A 19,361-nucleotide genomic window follows, 5' to 3' on the forward strand; every position below is an offset into this window, starting at 1 on the left:
ACTTGTACTCGGTAAATATTTAGACTAAGTCTTGACTCATGGCGAACGAGACATTCGACGTGGTGGTCGTCGGGGCAGGGCCCACGGGGTTGGTGCTCGCGAGTGAGCTGGCGCTGGGCGGGGCCTCCGTGGTGGTGCTGGAGCGGCTGGAGGCCCTGGACCCCACCATCAAGGCGGGCTCGCTGGGCGTGCTGGCGGCGGAGGCGCTGGAGCGGCGCGGGCTGGGGCCGGCGATGGACGAGCAAGAGCGCCAGATGGGCGAGGCCGTGGCGAAGATGGTCCAGCAGTCGGGCGCCAAGGCGAACCCGCTGGCCCAGGGCTGGAAGAAGATTGGCGGCCACTTCGCGGGGCTGTTCCTCATCGACGCGAGCCGGCAGCGCGAGCCGGAGCGGCGCTTCCGCGGCGTGAACCAGCTGGGCCTGGAGACGATGCTGGGGGCGTACGCCCAAGCGCGCGGCGTGCCGGTGCGGCGGGGGCAGGAGGTGCTGGGCTTCACGCAGGACGACACGGGCGTGACGCTGGAGGTCCGCTCGGCGGAGGGCACGCACACGCTGCGGTGCGCGTGGCTGGTGGGCTGCGACGGCGGGCGCAGCGCGGTGCGCAAGCAGGCCGGCTTCGACTTCCCCGGCACCGAGCCCACGCTCACCGGCCATCAGGCCGTGGTGGAGTTGGATCATCCGGAGAAGCTGCTGCCGCTCGGCTGGCGGCGCACGCCGGTGGGGATGATGGCGTATGGCCCCACGCCCGGCCGCGTCTTCCTGCTCGAGTTCGACGGGCCGCCCGCGGACCGCACCGCGCCCGTCACCCGCGAGGAGATTGAGCGGAGCCTGCGGCACGTGAGCGGCACCGACGTGTGCGTGACGGCGGTGAAGACGGCCACCCGCTTCACCGACAACGCGCGCCTGGTCACCGACTACCGGCGCGGGCGCGTGCTGCTCGCGGGCGACGCGGCGCACGTGCACTCGCCCTTCGGCGGACAGGGGTTGAACCTGGGCGTGATGGACGCGGTGAACCTGGGCTGGAAGCTGGCCGCCACGGTGCGGGGCCACGCGCCAGAGGGGCTCCTGGACTCGTACACCGCCGAGCGCCACCCCGTGGCGGAGCGGGTGCTGGAGAACACGCGCGCGCAGGCCGCGCTGATGCGGCCCGACGCCCAGACGACCGCGCTGCGCGCCGTCATCTCCGGCGTCATGGAGACCGACGAGGGCAACCGCTTCTTCGGGGAGATGATGAGCGGCGTCACGAACCGCTACGCGCTGGGCAGCGAGCATCCCCAGGTGGGGCGGCAGACCTCCAACCGCGTCGCGACGGTGGAGCGCGGCGAGGTGCACCTCCACGCGCTGATGGGCGAGGGCGAGGGCGTGCTGCTCGACGCGGGCGACGGCGCCGCGTCCCAGCTCGCGAGCGCCTGGGCCCCGCGCGTGCGCGCCGTGCGTGTCCAGGGAGAGACGTCCCGGCTGCTGCGCCCGGATGGCTGCATCGCCTGGGCGACAGACGGCGGCGAGCTGACGGGGCTGCACGCGTCCCTGTCGCGCTGGTTCGGCGCGCCCCCCGCGCCGTAGCGCCCGCGCCGAGCGACGGGAAGGGCACTGGCCAACACAGTGCCGCGCCCCGGGTTTGACGGCGCGGACACCGGGCCGCTTTGCTCTCTCCGACAGAGAAAGCGCGGCGCTTCGCGGCGCCGCATTCCATGGAACGGCTGTGCCTGGTGCAGGGGGGTGACCAGCATGAGGCCACAGGAAGGGCTCTTTCATCCGCCCGGGGCCTTCAGTGCCTTGGCCGTGTGGCGGTTGAGCCGCGCCAGCGAGGGGGCCCAGGTGCGGGAGGCGGCCTCGCGCGTGCACGCCGAGCTGCGCGCCGCCGAGGGCGTCCACGCCGTGCTCGCCTTCGACGCGGCCCTGGTGTCTCCGCTCGCCGAGGGCGAACAGGGCGCGCCGCTTTTGCCGCGCCGTGGCGCCCACCTGCGCATCCCTTCCACGCAGGCCCAGGTGCTGCTCCAGCTGGGCGCCGACACCCAGTCCCGCCTGCAGTGGGCGCTGCGCCGCGCGGCCGCGCTCTTCGCCGGCGTGCTCGTCCCCGAGGAGGAGGTGCTGGGCGGCTGTCTCGACGAGACCTGCCAGGCCCCCACCGTCGAGGAGATTCGCCGCGCGGCCATCGTCCCCGCGGGCCCCCTGGCCGGCGCCGCGTGGGTGCTCTACCTGCGCTTCCAGCGCGACTCCATCCGCGCCCGGGCCCGCGCGCTGCGCCTCAGGGGTGACTTGTCTCGCGCGCGTCCCCACGCCGCCGCGCTCCGGCCCGCGCCGCTGCGAGGCGACACTCCCCCGCTGCGCCACCGCCGCGCGCCCGCGCCCGAGTCGTGGCCCCTCATCCGCCGCAGCTTTCCCTTCCACCAAGGCCCCGACGAGGGGCTGGCCTTCGTGGCCGCGTCCTCGGACCCGGCCCGGTTCCGCCGCGCGCTGGACGCCATGCTCGGGCCCGGACTTCCTCCCCCAGGCGCGCCGCCCTACCAGGCCTCGGCGGTGGGCGGCGGCCTCTACCTGGCCCCCCCAAGGCCCTGGTTCTCCGAGGTGACGCACCAGCCCCAGCGGCAGGTGGCGCCATGACGCCCGAGGAAGCGTCCAATGCTCGACGTTCGCGCGGGTGGGCCGATGCGGGATGCCGGACGCGTGCACATCCCTGCGGTCCTGGGGTCCTCGCGCGGTGGAGTCGCGCCCCAGGCTCCGGCGCCCGGCCATGAGCCGCCGCCCCCGCGCCTTCCCCGGGAGTGACCATGAGCGAGGGAACCGTGTACCAAGAGGCGCTGCGCCGGCTGCGGCTCCTGTCGCTGTCGCCGCCCTTCGCGAACCAGGTGCTGGAGGCCCTGGAGTCCGGCCGCCCCGGGCCCCTGCCCCTGCTGTACGAGGCGGGCGCCGAGGCGGGCCTGGCCCTGCCGGTCCTCCAGACGCGCGGCGCGGGCATCTACTTCGGATTCTGCGCGGCCCGACTCGCCGCGCCGGCCGTTCGCTTCGGCGCGCCGCTGTTCGGTGAGGGGCCGCGCGTGCAGTACCTGCTGCAGAACCTGGCCTTCTCCACGCTCGCGCACCCGCAAGCGCGGGTGCCGCAGCATGTGCTGGAAGAGGCCACGCGGCTGCTCGCCTCCGCCGTGGTTCCCCCCGCGCTGAGCACGCCCGTGGAGGCGTGGACGGCGCCGGTGTTCCGCCGGGTGGCGCAAGGGCTCGCGGGCGTGCAGTGGGCGGCGTACCTGCGCCTGCTGTGGGCGGGCACGGCAATGGAAGACACGGCCGAGGCCGCGGGACAGAACCTGGGCATCGCCGCGCACGTGGCGGAGGACATCCGCGCGCGCGCGCCGCGCTTCTACGCCATGCCCGAAGAGGACCAGCGCCAGGTGGCGGCCTGGGGACGCGAGGCCGCCGAGGACCTGCGCCGACACGGCCTGCGCTGTCTGGACGCCGCGCTGCGCAGGCTCGAACCCACGCTGCCGGAGGAGGGCACCCCATGAGGGAATCGAGCGCGTCGCTCGGGGAGGCGTTGCCCCTCGCGCCCAGACCCGGACGGGGTCCTCGGGTGCACGACCACGCGGGGATGGTGGAGGGGCTGCCACCGCCGGGACTGGACGCGGCCACGCTGCGCGGTCTCATCCAAGCCGCGCAGGAGGCCCTGCTCACGGAGTTGGCGCGCGCCATGGGGCCGCTGCCCCACCCCATCGAGCTGCTGGACCTGGGCTGCGTGCGCGGCGGGAGCCCGGTGTACTGGGCGGCGCGCCACGACGCGCAAGTGACGGCGGTGACGAGCGTGCCCTCGCACGTGGACATCGTGCGCCGCCGCGCCCAGGCCACGGGATTGGGGACGCGGGTGCGCACGCTGCTGGGCGAGCCTCGGGAGGTGCTCGGCCGCGCGCGCTTCGACGCGGTGGTGGCCGTGGAGGGAGGTCGCGCCCAGCCACGCGCCGACTGGTTCCGTCAGGCCCGCGCGCTGCTCCACCCGGGCGGCATCCTGGCCGTGGCGGATTGCTTCCAGGGGCCCCGGACAGGAGGCGTGGACGCGGAGCTGGACGAGGCGCGCGCCGCGGGGCTCGAGGTGGAAGCGCGGCGGGATGTGTCCTCGCGCGTGGTGGGCTTCTGGACACTCACCTCGGAGCTGCTCGCTCGCGAGACGGCCTCGGCGAGACACGCGCCGCGCGAGGCCCAACGCGAGCACCTGTCCTTGCAGCAGGGCTTGCTCGACGGGCGGCTCGAGTACGCGCTGCTCGTCCTGCGACGGCGCGACTGAGCCTGCACCCCTGGGGCGAGCCGGGGCCCGCCTGTCCGCTTGGACAGACGCCGGCCGGTGCGCGCCCATTCCGTGGGGCGGGATGGCGAGCGATGGCGCCAGCACCAGCCTATGGGCCAGTCACTCACCCATGGAGGTGTCGCGATGACGGGTTGGTCCAAATGGATGGCGCTGGGCGCGGTGGCGGCGACGATGACCCTCACCGGCTGCAAGAACGACCGGAACAACAACGGCTCCATCTCCTCGAAGGAGCACAGCGGTGGCGGCGTCGGCTCCACCGGCGCCAGCTACAACGAGGAGGGCACGGGTGGCAGCGGCAAGAGCGGCACCCACGGCAAGAAGGGCACCATGGCCGCGGACGCGGGCACCATGGGCATGGACGCGGGCTCCGGCGGCTCCGGCATGCTGGACGAGTCGGGCAGCGGCTCCATGGGCAACGATTCCTCGGGCTCCATGGGCGGCTCCACGGGGAGCAACTCCGGCAGCGGCTCCGACAGCACGCACTAGCGTCCGCGCTCTTCCAGGGGGGCGCTCCCCCTGGAAGAGTGGGCGCGCGGCATCGACTCGAGGTTCCACCGAAGTTCCAGGAAGGGGGGCACATGGCCAAGGCGATTCCCGAGGGATTCCACTCCATCACGCCGTACCTGTCGCTGCGCGATGCCTCGAAGGGCATCGAGTTCTACAAGAACGCGCTGGGCGCGAAGGAGCTGTACCGGCTGCCCACGCCCGACGGGAAGGTGGCGCACGCGGAGCTGCAGGTGGGCGACTCGCGGGTCATGCTCGCCGAGGAGAACCCCACCTGGGGCAACACGAGCGCGAAGGCCCTGGGCGGCACGCCCGTCATGTTGTGTCTCTACACGGAGAACGTGGACGCGCTCGCGGACCGCTTCGTGAAGGCGGGCGGCAAGGTGGTGCGCCCGGTGGAGAACATGTTCTACGGCGACCGGTCCGGCACGTTCGAGGACCCCGAGGGCTACCGCTGGACACTGTCCCAGCACGTCGAGGACGTGGCGCCCGAGGAGATGAAGACGCGCATGGCCAAGATGATGAAGGGCGGGTAGCGCCTCAGCGCCCCATCTGGCGCGGCTGCTATGGTCCTCCGGACAGCACCGGAGGACGGCATGCGAAGGTGGACGGTGGCGGTGGTGGTGGCGCTCGTAGGGCTCGTGCTCGCGTTGGGTCTGCTCGTGCATCGAGCACCGCGCAAGACCAAGCCTCACGACGACGCGGCGCAATCCCAGACATCGGCGCCGCGCACGGCACCGACAGTCCTCGTCCCCACAGACACGCGCCCGAGCCAGGGCACCGCGCACATCCGCGGCATCGTGTTCGACGAGCGAGGTCCCGTGGCCGGCGCGCGAGTCCTCGCCACCCGCGCTGAACCGGGCGAGACGCTGTCCGAGCGCACGTGCGAGCCACCTCCGGATCCGGAGCAAGACGCGGAGCAAGTCTTCGAGAAGACGCCGGTGCCCTGCAGCCAGACGTCTCACCGCGCATTCATCGACCTGGTGCGCCTGCGCGAGGGCGAAGCACCCGTGTACGCGGAGACGGTCTCCGCCCCAGGCGGCACGTTCACGCTCGAAGGGCTCCCGGATGGCATCTTCACGCTCTGGGCCGAGAGCGCGCGCGGCGCCACGGTGCGCTTCGGAGTCTTCACGGGCACGGAGGGATTGGAGTTGCACCTCGGTGGCGCGAGCAACGTGGCGGGGGTCGTGTGGGAAGAGGACTCCTTCACCCCCATTCCCCATGCCCGGGTGACCGCCGTCTCTGACAAAGACACACGCTTCTTCGACGCGGTCGCGGACAAGGAAGGGCGGTTCCAGCTCGGCCCTCTGCCTGACGAGGTGAACATCCTGGTGGTCGTCCACGCCGACGGGTGGAACCCAGCGATCGTCCCACTCCCCATCATCGAGAACTCGCTCTACCCCGTGCGCCTCTCCCGCCCCCGCGTGCTTCACGGTCGCGTGGAGGAGCGCGGAGTGCCCGTCGCCGGGGCCAAGGTCCACCTCGAACTCCAAGGCGACGGCATGGGCGCCGAAACAATGAACACCACCTCGGACGAGCAAGGACGCTTCGTATTCGAGTCGCTGCCCATCGATGCCTACGAGGTCACCGCGAGGCATGCGAAGAGCAGGGGCCGCGCGCTCGGCAGTCTGTCGGAGCCTCAACCCGCCGAGGTGGTGATCTCGCTGGTCGATATGCTCTTCGCGGAGGGCTCGGTGCGCGACGACACCGGGAAGCCCGTGACGGGCGCGACCGTGGCCCTGACCCTGGAGAACGGTCCCTATCTTCGAGTCGAGCGGCAGGTCCACGAAGACGGACACTTCCGCGTCGGCCCCCTGGAACCCGGGACGTACACCGTCAGGGCCAGCGCGCCGGGATATCTCTCGTATCACGACGGGACGTTGAGTCTCGCCGCGGACACGAAGCCGCTCGAACTCGTCCTCCAGCGAGCGAGCCTCATCGAAGGACAGGTGCTCGATGGCGCGAAGCAGCCGGTCGCATCCGTCACCATCGAGGCGTGCCTGATGGGTCCCCGGACGCTCTCCGCGATCGACACGCTGACGTGCGAGCGGGGCATGTCCGATTCGGACGGACACTTCGAGGTGGAGATCTCCAAGCCCGGCGAATACCGCGTCGAGGCCCAAAGCGAGCAGCACCTAAGCGTCCCCGTGACGGTGCGAGGCCCGGCCCAAGGTGTGCTCGTCACGGTGAGGCGCGGGGCTCGCATCTCCGGTGACGTCCTCGACGCGAAGGACCAGCCGCAGGAGAGCGCGTCCATCTCCCTTTGGGAGAACAGCCCCTCGGACGAACCCGTGCCGTTCCCGGTGCGGACGGTGACCGCGGACGCGCAGGGCCACTTCACGCTCCAGGGCCTGCCGGCGGGCCATTACGTCGTGGAGGCCACGCAGACCGAGGGTGGCGTGGAGCGCACCGCGACCCAGAACCTCGACCTGAGCGACGACGCCGAGGCACAGGTGACCGTGCGGTTCGAAGCGGGATGGTCGCTCGCCGGCGTCGTGGTGGATGGCGCCGGACACCCCATTCCGGATGCCCGACTTCGCGCCACCGTGGCGCAGAACGTCCTCCCCTCCTGGAAGCAAGGCATCGTGTCGACCGGCTACCGGGGTGTCGCCATGCCGCTGGGTGCGCGCACGGGGCCCGATGGTCGCTTCGTCCTGCGCCAACTCATGGCGGACGCGTACGACCTGGAGGTCTTGAAGAGTGACTTCGTCTGTCGAGACGCCAATCCCTGCCAGCGCGTGGAGCGCGGTCAGCCTGAGGCTCGCGTCGTCATGGAGCGCGTGGCTCAGGTGCGAGGACGCGTCGAGGGGCCCGACGGCGCGCCCCTCACCCAATTCTGGGTGAACACACAATCCTTCGCGAACAAGACGGGCACCTTCTCGCTCCCCATCAACGAGACCGGGACCGTGCCCTTCACCATCACCGTGCCCAAGCTCGCGCCCTTGTTCCGCTCGGTGGAGGTGCGCCGCGGCGAGGACGTGGACCTGGGCACCTTGCGCATGGAGCACGGCCGGACGTTGAGCGGACGCGTGGTGGATGCGGAGACCTCTCAGCCGCTGGAGGTCGGCTTGCTGATCTCGGCGCTGAGCAGCGACCCCGACTACCCGCAACAGCACCGGCTCCATCACTCCTCCGCGGATGGGACCTTCCGGCTCGAACACATCTCCACCAGTCCCTTCGCCCTGAAGATTGACGAGCACCGCGCGGGGTATCTGCCCAAGGAACTGGTCATCACTTCCGACATCGAGCAACTCACGGTGAGGATGGAGCGAGGAGCGCGCCTCGAGGTCGACGTGCGCGACGCACACGGACAGCCTCTGCCAGCCACAGTCGAGCTCAACGGCGGCGACCTGGGCGACCGACGCATCGGGCCCGAGGATCCGAAAGTGGTCACGGGACTTCCTCCCGGAGCCTACGTGGTGCGCGCGGACGCCGAGTCCCACGCGCACATTCCCAGTCAAACGGTGACGGTGCCCGCGACCGGCAAGGTCTCCATCACCCTGACCGAGCAGGTGAGGGAGGGCGGAGCCACGTTGAAGGTTCACGTGATGGACCGCAACGTGGAGCAACTGTTGTGGGTCCCCGGCATCGTGCCGTTTCCGCTCACCATGCCTGTCATCGACCAGGTGTTCGACCAAGGCACGCGTCCCGACGCCTGGGAGCCCATGGACATCGCCGTGTTCCATCACCTCCCGCCTGGCCCCTCCACGCTCGTCTTCACCTATTCCTGGGGAGACACCTCCCTCTTCGCCAAGGAGGACATCAACCTCCCCGCGGAGGGCACCGTCACCCGCGAGGTGCGCCCCAAGTGGACGGAAGTGCAGAATCCCTAGGACCTGAGGCGCAGTCCGACTCGCCAGGTTCGCGCCATCTGGCGGGTCCTCGACGCCTGTGACCCGCACACTTCCACGGGTTGTCCACCAGCCATCGCACGACGCGGCGGAAAGTCGGGGCCGCGTCGAGTCTCGGTTACGGTGCGAGCCGATGCGTTTCTCCTTCGTCCACGCCGCCGACCTGCACCTGGATACGCCGTTTCGCGGAGTGGCGTCGCAGGCGCCCCTGCTCAACCGCTTCCAGTCCGCCACCTTCCAGGCCCTCACCCGCATCGTCGACTTGTGTCTCCGCGAGCGCGTCGCCTTCCTGCTCCTCGCGGGCGACCTCTTCGACGTGCGCGACCGCTCCGTGCGCGCTCGCCTCGCGCTGCGACGCGAGCTGACTCGCCTGGACACCGCGGGCATCCAGACCTTCATCGTCCACGGGAATCATGATCCGCTCAGCGGCGACACCGGCACGCTGGGACTCCCCGCCTCCGTGAAGGTCTTCGGCCCCGAGTGGGAGGACGTGGAGGTCCGCCGCGAAGGCCGCCGCCTGTGCCGCGTGCAGGGCGTGTCCTATCCAGACGTCGAGGTGCGCGAGAACCTCTCCGCGCGCTTCCGTCGCACCGGCCCCGACTTCTCCGTGGGCCTGCTGCACACCAACCTGGGCGGCGCGGAGGGCCACGCCAACTACGCACCGTGCACGAGCGCGGAGCTGGCCGCGCGCGGACTCGACTACTGGGCCCTGGGCCACGTGCACACGCGCGCCGAGCACCTGCTCGCCGGTGGAGGCGTGGCCGTCTACCCAGGCAACCCGCAGGGCCGACACGTTCACGAGACCGGCGAGCGCGGCTGCGTGCTCGTCGAGGTCGAGGACGGCGCCACCCGCCGCAGCTTCGTGCCCGTGGACCGCGTGCGCTGGCACCGGCTGGAGCTGCCCCTCACGGGCGTGAAGTCGCTCGACGCGCTGCAGGCCCTGGCTCGCGAGCTGGTGGACTCACGCTGCGCCAACGAGCTGGATGGCCACGCGGTGCGACTCACCCTCGTGGGACGCGGCCCGCTGCATCGCGAGCTGGCGCGCCCAGGTGCACTCGCGCAGCTCGAAGTGGACCTGCGCGAGCAGTTCGCCCACGGCCACCCGCCCGTGCTGCTGGAGTCGCTGCGCGATGGCACGCGCCCGGAGCTGGACCTGGACGCGGTGCGCGCCGCGGGCGGCTTCATGGGCACGCTGCTCACCGAGGCCGAGGCCCTGGCGCACGACGAGAACGCGCTGACGGCGCTGTGGCATGACGAGGAGCTGGCCAGCCTGGGGCAGCGGCTCAAGCGGCTGGGCGTGGACACGCTCGAGGCACCGCGCCCGGAGCTGCTCGCGCGCGCGGGCCAGCACGTGGTGGAGCACCTTCACGAGGAGACGCCGTGAAGCCCGGGCTGCGCATCGACGGCTTCCAAGTGCAGGGCTTCGGCCACTTCGCGGGCTTCTCCAGCGCGCTGCGGCCGGGGCTCAACCTCCTCTACGGTCCAAACGAAGCGGGCAAGAGCACCCTGTTGGCCTTCCTGCGCGGCGTGCTGTTCGGCTTCGAGAAGCGCGGCCAGGCGGAGCGCTACGAGCCCGAGTCCGGAGCCTTCGGCGGAGAGCTGCGCCTGGAGACAGGCGCGGGGCCGCTGGTGGTGCGCCGCCTCGCGGGCCGCCGCTCCGAGGGCGAGCTGACGGTGCACGGCCCGGACGGGGACGCGTTGCCTGAGTCCTTCCTGCGCGACGCGCTCACGCATGTCCCGCGCGAACTCTTCTTCGAGGTCTTCGCCTTCCGCCTGGATGAGCTGTCGTCCTTCCAGAACCTCGCCGAGCAGCGCGGTGTCTCCGAGGCCCTCTTCGCCGCGGGCATGCGCGGCGCGCGCCGACTACCGGACGCGGTGGAGCGGCTGCGCAAGGACGTGGACGCGCTCTACGCGCCGCGAGGGCAGAAGCCCGAACTCAACCGCGTGATGCGCGAGCTGGAAGAGGTGCAGCGCCAGCTCCGCGAGGTGGGCGACCGGCCCGCGCGCTACTTCGAACAGCGCGAAGCCCTGGGTGCCCGAAGCGCGGAGCAACAAGCACTGGAGGCCGAGCTGCGCGCCACCGCGCGCGAGGTGGACCGGCTGTCCCGGCTCGACTCGGCGCTGGGGGACCTGACAGAGCTGGCTCGGCACCACGCCGAGCGCGAAGCACTCCCGCCGCTGGAGGGCTTCCCCACCGCGGGCGCGGCCCGTCTGGACGACATCCTCCAGCGCCGCAAGGCGTACCGAGCCCAACAGGCCCAGCTCGCCGAGCGGCTCTCCTTCTGCAGCGGTGAGCTGGCCAGGCTCGCCGCGCCGTGGCCCGTGCGCGAACGCGCGGACTTGCTGCGCGCCGCGCTCGCCGCCTTCTCCGAGCGCTCCGAGCTGATGCGCGGACTGCCCGCCCGCCGCGCCGCGCTCGCCGCCAAGCGTCGGCAGGTGGAGCAGGGCCTGGGCGAGTTGGGGCTCTCGGTGGACGCCGTCGGGCTCCTCGCGCTGGACCTGAGCGCCAGCGCGCGCGGCGAACTGGAGCGTGTGGCCGGCCGCCTGGAAGCCGCGGACACCCGCTGCCGTGAAGCCGAGTCCGCCCGAGCCAGCGCGAGAGAAAGTCGCGAGCGCCTGGAGGACACCGCCGTCCGAGCGGAGACCGAGCACGCCGTGCTGCCCGACGCGCGCCCCGCCCAGGTCCGTCAGCGGCAAGCCGCGGCGGCCCGCTTCCGCACCGCCCGAAGCGACCTGGAGCGGCTGGGCGAACAGCGGTTGGAGCTGCGCCGCCAGATCGACAGCGTGCGCGTGCAAGGCGAGCCCGCGCCGTCACAGTCGCCGCTGCCCGCGTGGCTGGTGGGCGTGGGCATCGCGCTGGCCCTGTTGCTCGCGGCCGTTGCGGGGCTCGTGTCCGGGTGGCTCATGGCGGTGCTGTGCGGTGGCGTCGCGCTCGCGCTGGTGGGGCTGCTGGCCTATGCGCGCCAACGGGTGGAGGCGACCCAGCATGCCCACCGCGAGGCCCACGCGGCTCGTCAGCGCTGGAGACAACAAGAGGAAGAGCGACTGCGCGCGACGCTGGCGACCCTGGCGACGCGGGAGGAACTCATCCTCCGCGAGCTGCTCGGTGCCTCCTCCGACCTGGGTCTGGCGCCGGGCGCATCCCTGGCGGACCTGGCCGCGCGAGACACCGCGCTGCTGGAGGAGCTGCACCAGGCCGAGCGGCGGGAAGCACTCCAGCGCGAGCGCGACGCCCTGCGCACCCAGCGGGACGCGGCCCTGCGCGATGAGCAGCGCGCGGAAGAGTCCTTCCAGCTCGCCGGGGCGCGGAGTCAGGCGCTGCGCGCGGAGCTGGGCGCCTTCCTCGAGGCCCGACGCTTCCCCGCCACCGCCACCGCCTCGACGGCCCGCGCGCTGTGGAGCGACGCCGCCGCGCTCCGGCAGCGGCTCCAGGATGTGATGGCGGATGAGGCCGCGCTCGCCGAGGACGAGGCCACCTGCCACGAAGCCGCCGCGCGCCTCCAGGCCGAGGCCGCTCGCGCGGGCCTGCCACCGGGCGCCGTGGAGGCCGTGGCCGCGCGAATCGCCGCCGCGCTCGACGAGGTGCGCACCCAGACCGCCGAGCAGCGCCAGCGCGAGTCCTCGTACCACGACCTCCTGGCGGACAAGGCCCTGCTGGACCAGCACGTCCGCGATGAGGACGGCGCCCTGGAGCTGCTCCTCGCGAAGGGTGGCTGCGCGGACGAGGAGTCCTTCCGCCGCCGCGCCGGACAGGCCCTGCGCTACGCGGAGCTGACCGCCCGGGTGCGCGAGCTGTCCCAGCGCATCGAGGCGCTCACCGGCCTGGACGACGGCGCGGCCCGCGAGGCCGCGCGAGAGGCGGGCGGCGAGGCCGGCCTGAAGGAGGCCCTGGACTTCCTGCGCGAGCGCCACCGCGTGGGCAGCGAGCGGCTCAAGGCCGTCCTCACCGAGCAGGGCGCGCTGAACAACCAGCTCCAGCAATGGGAGAACGACGAGCAGCTCGCCACGCTGCGCATCCAGGAGGAGTCCCTGCGCGCCCGCGCCTCGGAGCTGGCCACGCGCTACGCGGCGGACCGGCTGGCGCTGGCCCTGCTCGGCCGAGCCCGTCGCCGCTTCGAGGAGGAGCAGCAGCCGCGCGTCATCCAGCTCGCCAGTGAGCTGTTCTCCGAGCTGACCCAGGGACGCTACCGCCGCGTCTTCATGCCCGCGGGCGGAGAGCGGGAGCTGCGCGTGGGCGATGGACAGCGGGACTGGACCGCCGAGCAGCTCTCCCGCGGCACCCGGGAGCAGCTCTTCCTGGCCTTCCGCCTGGCCGCCATCCGTGACTTCGGTGAGAAGAACGGGGCCCTGCCCCTCATCGCGGATGACGTGCTGGTGAACTTCGACCCCGAGCGCGCTCGGGCCGCCGTCCGCCTGTTCGCGCGGCTGGCCGAGCGCCACCAGGTCATCGCCTTCACCTGCCACCCCTGGCTGCGGGCACAGTTCGAAGCGGAAGGGGCCTGCGTGCGGGAGCTGTCCTCCTCGACCGCGCGCTTGGCCGGTACCGGCACCGAACCCTAAAAAAAACACTGGGAGCGCGCCCCCTCGACGCGCTCCCAGTGACATGCGTTTCTCCCCCAGAGAAACGCTCCCCCTCTAGAAGCCGTGCCCCCCGGCACGACTCCATCGCCCCATCAGACGCGATGCGCCCGAATCCTTGAGCGCGGGGACAACCGCCCCACCGCTCCCCCTCTGACTGCACAGACGCTGAGCGTCTGAAACCTTGAGCACCGGAACATCCCTCCGGCACTCCCCCCGCCCCACGGATGCTCCGCACCCGCTTCCTTGGGCACCGGCGGCTCTGCCCCCAGCGCCCCGACCTTTGTCTTGAAGACGCCACCCCGCCGATTCCTTGATTTTGGACATCTTTATTTTTCGCCCGGCCTTCCCAGGACCCAGGCGAAGGGGGCCTCCGGTCCCGGCCGAGCGCCCGAGGGGGGCCGGGCACAGATTCAGCGGGTGCGTTCCGGAGCAGCGCCGCGCACGGGGACCCGCCCCATGAGTCAGGCGTACGCCATCACCGAGACCCTTCAGGAAGGCGGACGGCTCCGCTGGTACCGCGCGACCCGGCTCGCGGACGGGCGCCCGGTGCTGCTGAAGGTGCTGGACCCTCAGCGGGGCCAGCCCGAGGACGTGGAACAGCTCCGTCACGAACAGGCCCTGGCTGAAGCGCTGGACCTCCCGTCGCTCGTGCGTCCGCTGGCCTGGGACAGCTGGCGCGGCATGCCCGCGCTGGTCCTGGAGGACTCGGGCGGGCAGCCCCTGGAGCGACTGCTGGGCGCCCCCGTGCCGCTGGAGCGCGTCCTGGAGCTGGCGGTGCGCATCGCGGCGGCGGTGGCGGCGCTCCACGCGCGGGACGTGCTCCACAAGGACCTCAAGCCCCCCCACATCTTCGTCCACCCGACCACCTCCGAGGTGAAGCTGACCGGGTTGGGGCTCGCCTCGCGGCTGCCGCGCCACCCCGAGCCCGCTCCCGCGCCAAGGCGAGTGGAGGGCTCCCTGCCCTACCTCGCGCCGGAGCAGACGGGGCGCACGCACCGGGCTCCGGACCTCCGCGCCGACCTGTACGCGCTCGGCGTCACGCTCTACCAGCTCCTCACCGGCCGGCTCCCCTTTGAAGCGGGGGACGCGCTGGAGTGGATCCACTGCCACGTGGCGCGCCCGCCGCGCTCGCCCTTCGAACTCGTGCCGGACCTGCCTCGGCCCGTGGGAGAGATTCTCCTCAAGCTCCTGGCGAAGATGCCGGAGGACCGCTACCAGAGCGCGCGCGGGCTGGAGGATGACCTGGCGCGGTGCCTGGAGCAGTGGCGCGCGCATGGACGCATCGAGCCCTTCGCCCTCGACGCGCGGCAGGTGTCCGGCCGGCTCCAACCGCCGCGCAAGCTCTACGGCCGCGACGCGGACGCGGCCACCCTGCACCGCCACCTCCAGCACGTCATCGACACCGGGACGCCCGAGCTGCTCCTCGTGTCCGGCTACTCCGGCATCGGCAAGTCCACGCTGGTGCGGGAGCTGCTCGCGCCCGAGGCACGGGCTCGCGGCGCCTTCGTGTCCGGCAAGTTCGAGCAGTACCAGCGCGACCTCCCCTACGCCACGTTCGTCCAGGCGTTCCGCGAGCGCGTGCTGGAGCTGCTCGCGCAAGGTGAGGAGCGCATCGCGACGTGGGGCGCGCGCCTGCGCGAGGCCCTGGGCATCAACGGCCAGCTCGTCGTCGACGTGATTCCTCAAGTGGAGCTGCTCATCGGGCCGCAGCCTCCCGTGCCCGAGGTGCCCCCCGCCGAGGCGCGCAACCGGTTCCGCACCGTGCTGCGTCGGTTCATCGGCGTCCTCACTCAGGACGGGCAGCCGCTCGTGTTGCTGCTGGATGATCTCCAATGGGCGGACTCCGCGAGCCTCGCGCTCCTCCAGGACCTGCTCACCTCGCCGCACGCGCACCCCCTCTTCATCGTGGGCACGTACCGGGACAACGAGGTGACGCCCCGGCACCCGCTGACCTGGATGCGCGACGAGGCGCGGCGCGAGGGCGCGCGCATCACGAACCTGGACCTCGGTCCGCTCGCGGAGGAGGACGTGGCCGCGCTGCTGGCCGACACGCTGCGCGGCTCGCGCGAGGACGTGGCGCCGCTCGCCGGGCTCGTTCACGAGAAGACCGCGGGCAATCCCTTCTTCACGCTCCAGTTCCTCGCCGCGCTCTACGAGGAGCACCTGCTCGAATTCGACGGGCAGACCCTGGCCTGGCGCTGGGACCTGGAGCGGATCCGCGACAAGGGCTTCACCGACAACGTCGCCGAGTTCATGGCGGACAAGCTGCGGCGACTTCCTCGGGAGACCCAGGAGGCGCTCGGCCCGCTCGCCAACCTGGGGTCGCGCGCGGGACTCGACCTGCTCGCGAGGTTCCTCGAGCGCGACGAGACCCGGACCCGCGCCGCGCTCGAAGAGGCCGTCCGCGCGGGACTCCTTCGTCCGGAGGAAGAGAGCTACGCGTTCGTCCACGACCGCGTGCGCGAGGCAGCCGCGTCACTCGTCCCCGAGGAGCAGCGCCCTGCCCTGCACCTGCGGCTCGGCCGCATGCTGCGCGCGCGCCTGACGCCCGAGTCCCCCACCGAGCAGCGCTTCGCCGCCGCGCATCAGCTCAACCTGGGGCGGCATCTGCTCACCGACCCCGAGGAGCGCGAGGACCTGCGCCGGCTCGACATGCAGGTGGCCGCCCGCGCGAAGGCATCCGTCGCGTATGCCTCCGCGCGCGACCACTTGCGACTGGCCACGGAGCTGCTCCCCGAGGAGGCCTGGGATGCGCATCCCGCGGAGACCTTCGCGCTCTACCTGGAGCGCTCCGAATGCGAATACCTGGCTGGAGACTTCGCGTGCGCGGACGCGCTGTTCCATCTGCTCGTCGACCACGCGCGCACGGACGTGGAGCACGCGCGGATCGCCATCCTGCGCATGCGGCTGTATCAGGTGTCCGGGCGCTACAGCGACGGAGTGGACGTCGCGCTGGAGGCCCTGGCGCGGCTGGGCGTGACGTTCCCCGAGTCGGCATCGGAGCTGCGCGCCGCGACGCAGGCCAAGGTGCAGGCCGTGCCCAACGACTTGCACGGCCGCCGCATCGAGGACCTTGAAGAGGCGCCGGTGGTCACCGACCCACGCGTGCGAGCCATCCTCGACCTGCTGGCGGAGTCCATCCCGTGCGCGTCCATCAGCCGGCCCGAGCTGTTCCCCGTGCTGGCCCTGGAGGCGGTGCGCGTCTCGCTGCGCGAGGGGAACACCGAGGCGTCCTGCTTCGCCTACAGCGCTTACGGTTCGATGCGGGTGTCCCTGTTCCAGGACATCCCCTCGGCCTTCGCGTACTCGGAGATGTCGCTGCGCCTCAATGCGCGGTTCCACGACGTGCGGCGCCGCGGAATGCTCCTGCACCTGCACGGCAACTTCATCCACTCGTGGGGCCGGCCCTTCTCCGCCACGCTGCCCATCGTCGAGGAGGCGTTCCGCTCCTGCCTGGAAGTGGGCGACCTCGTCTTCGCGGGCTACCTGTCCGCCCTCACCGTGTGGCTGCACTGGGAGCTGGGCGAGCCGCTCGACGCGGTGCTGGAGGCTTCGCGCCCGTATGCCGCGTTCGCGCGCGACAGCCACAACGAGCCCATGTACCAGTCCATCCGCGCGCAGCAGCAGTTCGTGGCCGCGCTGCGCGGACGGACGCGGGGCCCCACGCGACTCGATGACGCCACCTTCGACGCCGAGGCGTGCCTCGAAGCGCTCACCCGGGTGAGCGCCCACACCGCGCTCGCGTTCTTCCACGTCATCCACGAACTGACCGCCCTCATCCAGGATGAGCCCGAGGAAGCGCTGGAGGCGGCCCTGCGCGCGGCACCCTGGGCCCGCGCGCTGATGGGTCTGCCCATGGAGGCCACCCACACCTTCGCGCTCGGACTCACGCTCACCTCACCCGCGGCACTCGCCGCCGACGCCGCCCGCCGCCAAGGACTCCCCTCGCTCCAGTCCCTGCTCGACCGGCTCGAATACTGGGCGGAGCACAGCCCGCGGAACTACCGCGCGCCCTACCTGCTGCTGTCCGCCGAGGTCGCGCGCGTCGAGGGCCGAGAGACCGAAGCCGAGCGCCTGTACCCCCAGGCCGCGCTCGCCGCGCGCACCAGCGGCCTCTTGCACCACGAGGCCCTGGCCCACGAGCGCGCCGCCGCCTTCCACCGTGCCCGCGGCGCCGATGCCCTCGCGGACGAAGCCCTGCGCGACGCCCGAGCCGCCTATGTCCGCTGGGGCGCCGAGGGGAAGGTGCGGCGGCTCGACCAGCACCACCCGAGTCTGGCGGAGGTCCGCGCCGCGCCCACCAGCGCCACCGTCGCGGTGTCCAACGAGCAGCTCGACCTGCTCGCGGTGGTGAAGGCTTCGCAGATCATCTCAGGCGTCATCGAGCGAGGCGCGCTGATCCGCACGCTGCTGCGCGTGGTGCTGGAGCAAGGCGGTGCGCAGCGGGGTGTGCTCGTCCTCGCCCAAGGGGAGGACCTGCTCATCGAGGCGGAGGCCACCCTGGAGGACAACCGCGTGGAGACCGCGCTGCACCCCTCGCTCCCGGTGGTGACTTCTCCCACGCTCGTGCCGCCATCGCTCCTGCGATACGCGGCCCTGACCGGGGCGCGGGTGCTGCTGGACGACGCCTCGCGCAGCGACCGGTTCTCCCAAGACCCGTACATCGCGCTGTGTCGGCCTCGCGCGGTGCTGGCGCTGCCCGTGCGCCGGCAGGCCCGCGTGGTGGGACTGCTCTACCTGGAGAACAACCTGCTGACCGGGGCCTTCACGCCCGAGCGCCTCGCCGCCCTGGAGCTGCTCGCGTCCCAGGCGGCCATCTCGCTGGAGAACGCGCAACTGCTCGCGCGAGAGCGGACCTCGCGCGAGGCGGCCGAGGCGGAGCGACAGCGCTCCACCTTCCTCGCCGAGGCGGGCGCGCTGCTGTCCGAGTCGCTCGACGCCGACGAGACGCTCGCGCGCCTGGGACGGCTGAGCGTGCGCTCGCTGGCGGACTGGTGCGTCATCGACCTCGTCATGGAGGGAGGCGGCATCCGCCGACTCGCGGGCGCTCACGCGGACCCGTCCAAGGAACCCCTGCTTCAGGAGCTCCGACGGCGCTACCCACCCCGACGCGACGCGATGCACGTGACCCCCAGCGACCTGCAACGCGACGAGCCCCTCCTGCTCCCGGACCTGTCGGAGGAGTTCCTGCGCGGGACCTCCGACGACGACACGCAGGCGCGGCTCCTCCGCGAGCTGGGCACCCGCAGCGTGCTGGTGGTTCCGCTGATGGCGCGCGGGCAGGACATCGGCGTGCTCACCCTCGCCTCGGGAACACCCGGCCGCTGGTCGCGCGCCGACCAGACCCTCATCCAAGAGGTGGCGCGCCGGGCTGCGGTGGCCATCGACAACGCGCGGCTCCACCAGGAAACCCAGCGAGCCGTCCGCATGCGCGACGAGTTCCTCTCCATGGCGGCCCACGAGCTGCGCACGCCGTTCACGTCCCTGCGACTCCAGCTCCAGAGCCTCCAGCGCGCGGTGGATCAGGAGCGGGTGCACCTGCCGGACACGGAGGGCCGCAAGCTCTCTCGCGCGCTCGCCCAGTCAAACCACCTGGTGGAGCTGGTGAAGACGCTGCTCGACGTGTCGCAGGTCAGCGGCGGGCAGGTCATCGTGGAGCCCGGACCGGTGGACCTCGCGGAGCTGGCGCGAGAGGTGACCCGTCGCTTCGAGGAGGCGTTCGCGCGCGTGGGCTGCCGGCTCGTCCTGCACACCGTCCCCTGCCCAGGCCAGTGGGACGGGCCCCGGCTGGAGCAGGTCCTCACCAACCTGCTCACCAACGCGCTCAAGTTCGGCGCGGGCCGGCCCATCGAGGTCACCGTCGAGGCCGAACCGGGGCTGGCGCGGCTGACGGTGCGGGACCATGGCATCGGCATCGACCGGGAGCGCCAGCCTCGGCTCTTCGAGCGCTACGGGCGCGGGGTGTCCCCCTCCCACTATGGCGGCCTGGGGCTGGGCCTGTACCTGAGCCGCAAGGTGGTGGAGGCGCACGGCGGCAGCATCCACGTCCACAGCCAGCCCGGGGCGGGGGCGACCTTCACCGTGGAGCTGCCTCGCGCCACCGGCCGGGCCCGAGCGGACGGGGCCTGAACCCCC

10 protein-coding genes are annotated in these 19,361 nt (G+C 72.2%); all 10 read left to right on the forward strand.

Annotation, left to right across the window (positions count from 1 at the left end):
* Window positions 1–38 precede the first annotated feature (38 nt).
* The 10 genes from JGU66_07695 (at window position 39) to JGU66_07740 (ending at window position 19,355) form a co-directional block, all read left to right on the forward strand.
* Window positions 39–1,562 carry an FAD-dependent monooxygenase gene (locus tag JGU66_07695; GenBank protein MBJ6760643.1) on the forward strand — a complete coding sequence of 508 codons (1,524 nt, stop codon included), beginning with the start codon at window positions 39–41 and terminating at the stop codon, window positions 1,560–1,562.
* A 165-nt stretch (window positions 1,563–1,727) separates the two neighbouring features.
* Window positions 1,728–2,603 (forward strand): hypothetical protein, encoded by an 876-nt coding sequence (locus JGU66_07700; GenBank protein MBJ6760644.1) that lies wholly within the window; start codon window positions 1,728–1,730, stop codon window positions 2,601–2,603.
* A gap of 167 nt (window positions 2,604–2,770) precedes the next feature.
* Window positions 2,771–3,499, forward strand: coding sequence for a hypothetical protein (locus JGU66_07705; GenBank protein ID MBJ6760645.1), 729 nt, complete (start codon window positions 2,771–2,773; stop codon window positions 3,497–3,499).
* Window positions 3,496–4,269 carry a methyltransferase domain-containing protein gene (locus JGU66_07710; GenBank protein MBJ6760646.1) on the forward strand — a complete coding sequence of 258 codons (774 nt, stop codon included), beginning with the start codon at window positions 3,496–3,498 and terminating at the stop codon, window positions 4,267–4,269. The genes JGU66_07705 and JGU66_07710 overlap by 4 nt, the downstream gene beginning before the upstream one ends.
* A 144-nt stretch (window positions 4,270–4,413) precedes the next feature.
* Window positions 4,414–4,776, forward strand: coding sequence for a hypothetical protein (locus JGU66_07715; protein MBJ6760647.1), 363 nt, complete (start codon window positions 4,414–4,416; stop codon window positions 4,774–4,776).
* 92 nt (window positions 4,777–4,868) lie between these two features.
* Complete coding sequence (locus JGU66_07720; GenBank protein MBJ6760648.1) at window positions 4,869–5,330, forward strand: VOC family protein; 462 nt, start codon at window positions 4,869–4,871, stop codon at window positions 5,328–5,330.
* 60 nt (window positions 5,331–5,390) lie between these two features.
* Window positions 5,391–8,627 carry a carboxypeptidase regulatory-like domain-containing protein gene (locus JGU66_07725; protein MBJ6760649.1) on the forward strand — a complete coding sequence of 1,079 codons (3,237 nt, stop codon included), beginning with the start codon at window positions 5,391–5,393 and terminating at the stop codon, window positions 8,625–8,627.
* Window positions 8,628–8,778: 151 nt separating this feature from the next.
* Window positions 8,779–10,029 carry a DNA repair exonuclease gene (locus JGU66_07730; protein MBJ6760650.1) on the forward strand — a complete coding sequence of 417 codons (1,251 nt, stop codon included), beginning with the start codon at window positions 8,779–8,781 and terminating at the stop codon, window positions 10,027–10,029.
* The gene (locus tag JGU66_07735) at window positions 10,026–13,205 is read left to right on the forward strand and encodes an AAA family ATPase (protein MBJ6760651.1); all 3,180 of its coding nucleotides are present in this window, start codon (window positions 10,026–10,028) and stop codon (window positions 13,203–13,205) included. The genes JGU66_07730 and JGU66_07735 overlap by 4 nt, the downstream gene beginning before the upstream one ends.
* A gap of 477 nt (window positions 13,206–13,682) precedes the next feature.
* Complete coding sequence (locus tag JGU66_07740; protein ID MBJ6760652.1) at window positions 13,683–19,355, forward strand: AAA family ATPase; 5,673 nt, start codon at window positions 13,683–13,685, stop codon at window positions 19,353–19,355.
* Window positions 19,356–19,361: the final 6 nt, after the last annotated feature.

It is taken from the genome of Myxococcaceae bacterium JPH2 (assembly GCA_016458225.1).
GTDB lineage: Bacteria > Myxococcota > Myxococcia > Myxococcales > Myxococcaceae > Citreicoccus.

Excerpts from the sequence above, each read along its gene's own strand:
- JGU66_07720 (MBJ6760648.1), top strand. The coding sequence starts at position 4,869 with ATGGCCAAGGCGATTCCCGAGGGATTCCACTCCATCACGCCGTACCTG.
- JGU66_07715 (MBJ6760647.1), top strand. The coding sequence starts at position 4,414 with ATGACGGGTTGGTCCAAATGGATGGCGCTGGGCGCGGTGGCGGCGACG.
- JGU66_07710 (MBJ6760646.1), top strand. The coding sequence starts at position 3,496 with ATGAGGGAATCGAGCGCGTCGCTCGGGGAGGCGTTGCCCCTCGCGCCC.
- JGU66_07725 (MBJ6760649.1), top strand. The coding sequence starts at position 5,391 with ATGCGAAGGTGGACGGTGGCGGTGGTGGTGGCGCTCGTAGGGCTCGTG.
- JGU66_07705 (MBJ6760645.1), top strand. The coding sequence starts at position 2,771 with ATGAGCGAGGGAACCGTGTACCAAGAGGCGCTGCGCCGGCTGCGGCTC.
- JGU66_07740 (MBJ6760652.1), top strand. The coding sequence starts at position 13,683 with ATGAGTCAGGCGTACGCCATCACCGAGACCCTTCAGGAAGGCGGACGG.
- JGU66_07700 (MBJ6760644.1), top strand. The coding sequence starts at position 1,728 with ATGAGGCCACAGGAAGGGCTCTTTCATCCGCCCGGGGCCTTCAGTGCC.
- JGU66_07730 (MBJ6760650.1), top strand. The coding sequence starts at position 8,779 with ATGCGTTTCTCCTTCGTCCACGCCGCCGACCTGCACCTGGATACGCCG.
- JGU66_07695 (MBJ6760643.1), top strand. The coding sequence starts at position 39 with ATGGCGAACGAGACATTCGACGTGGTGGTCGTCGGGGCAGGGCCCACG.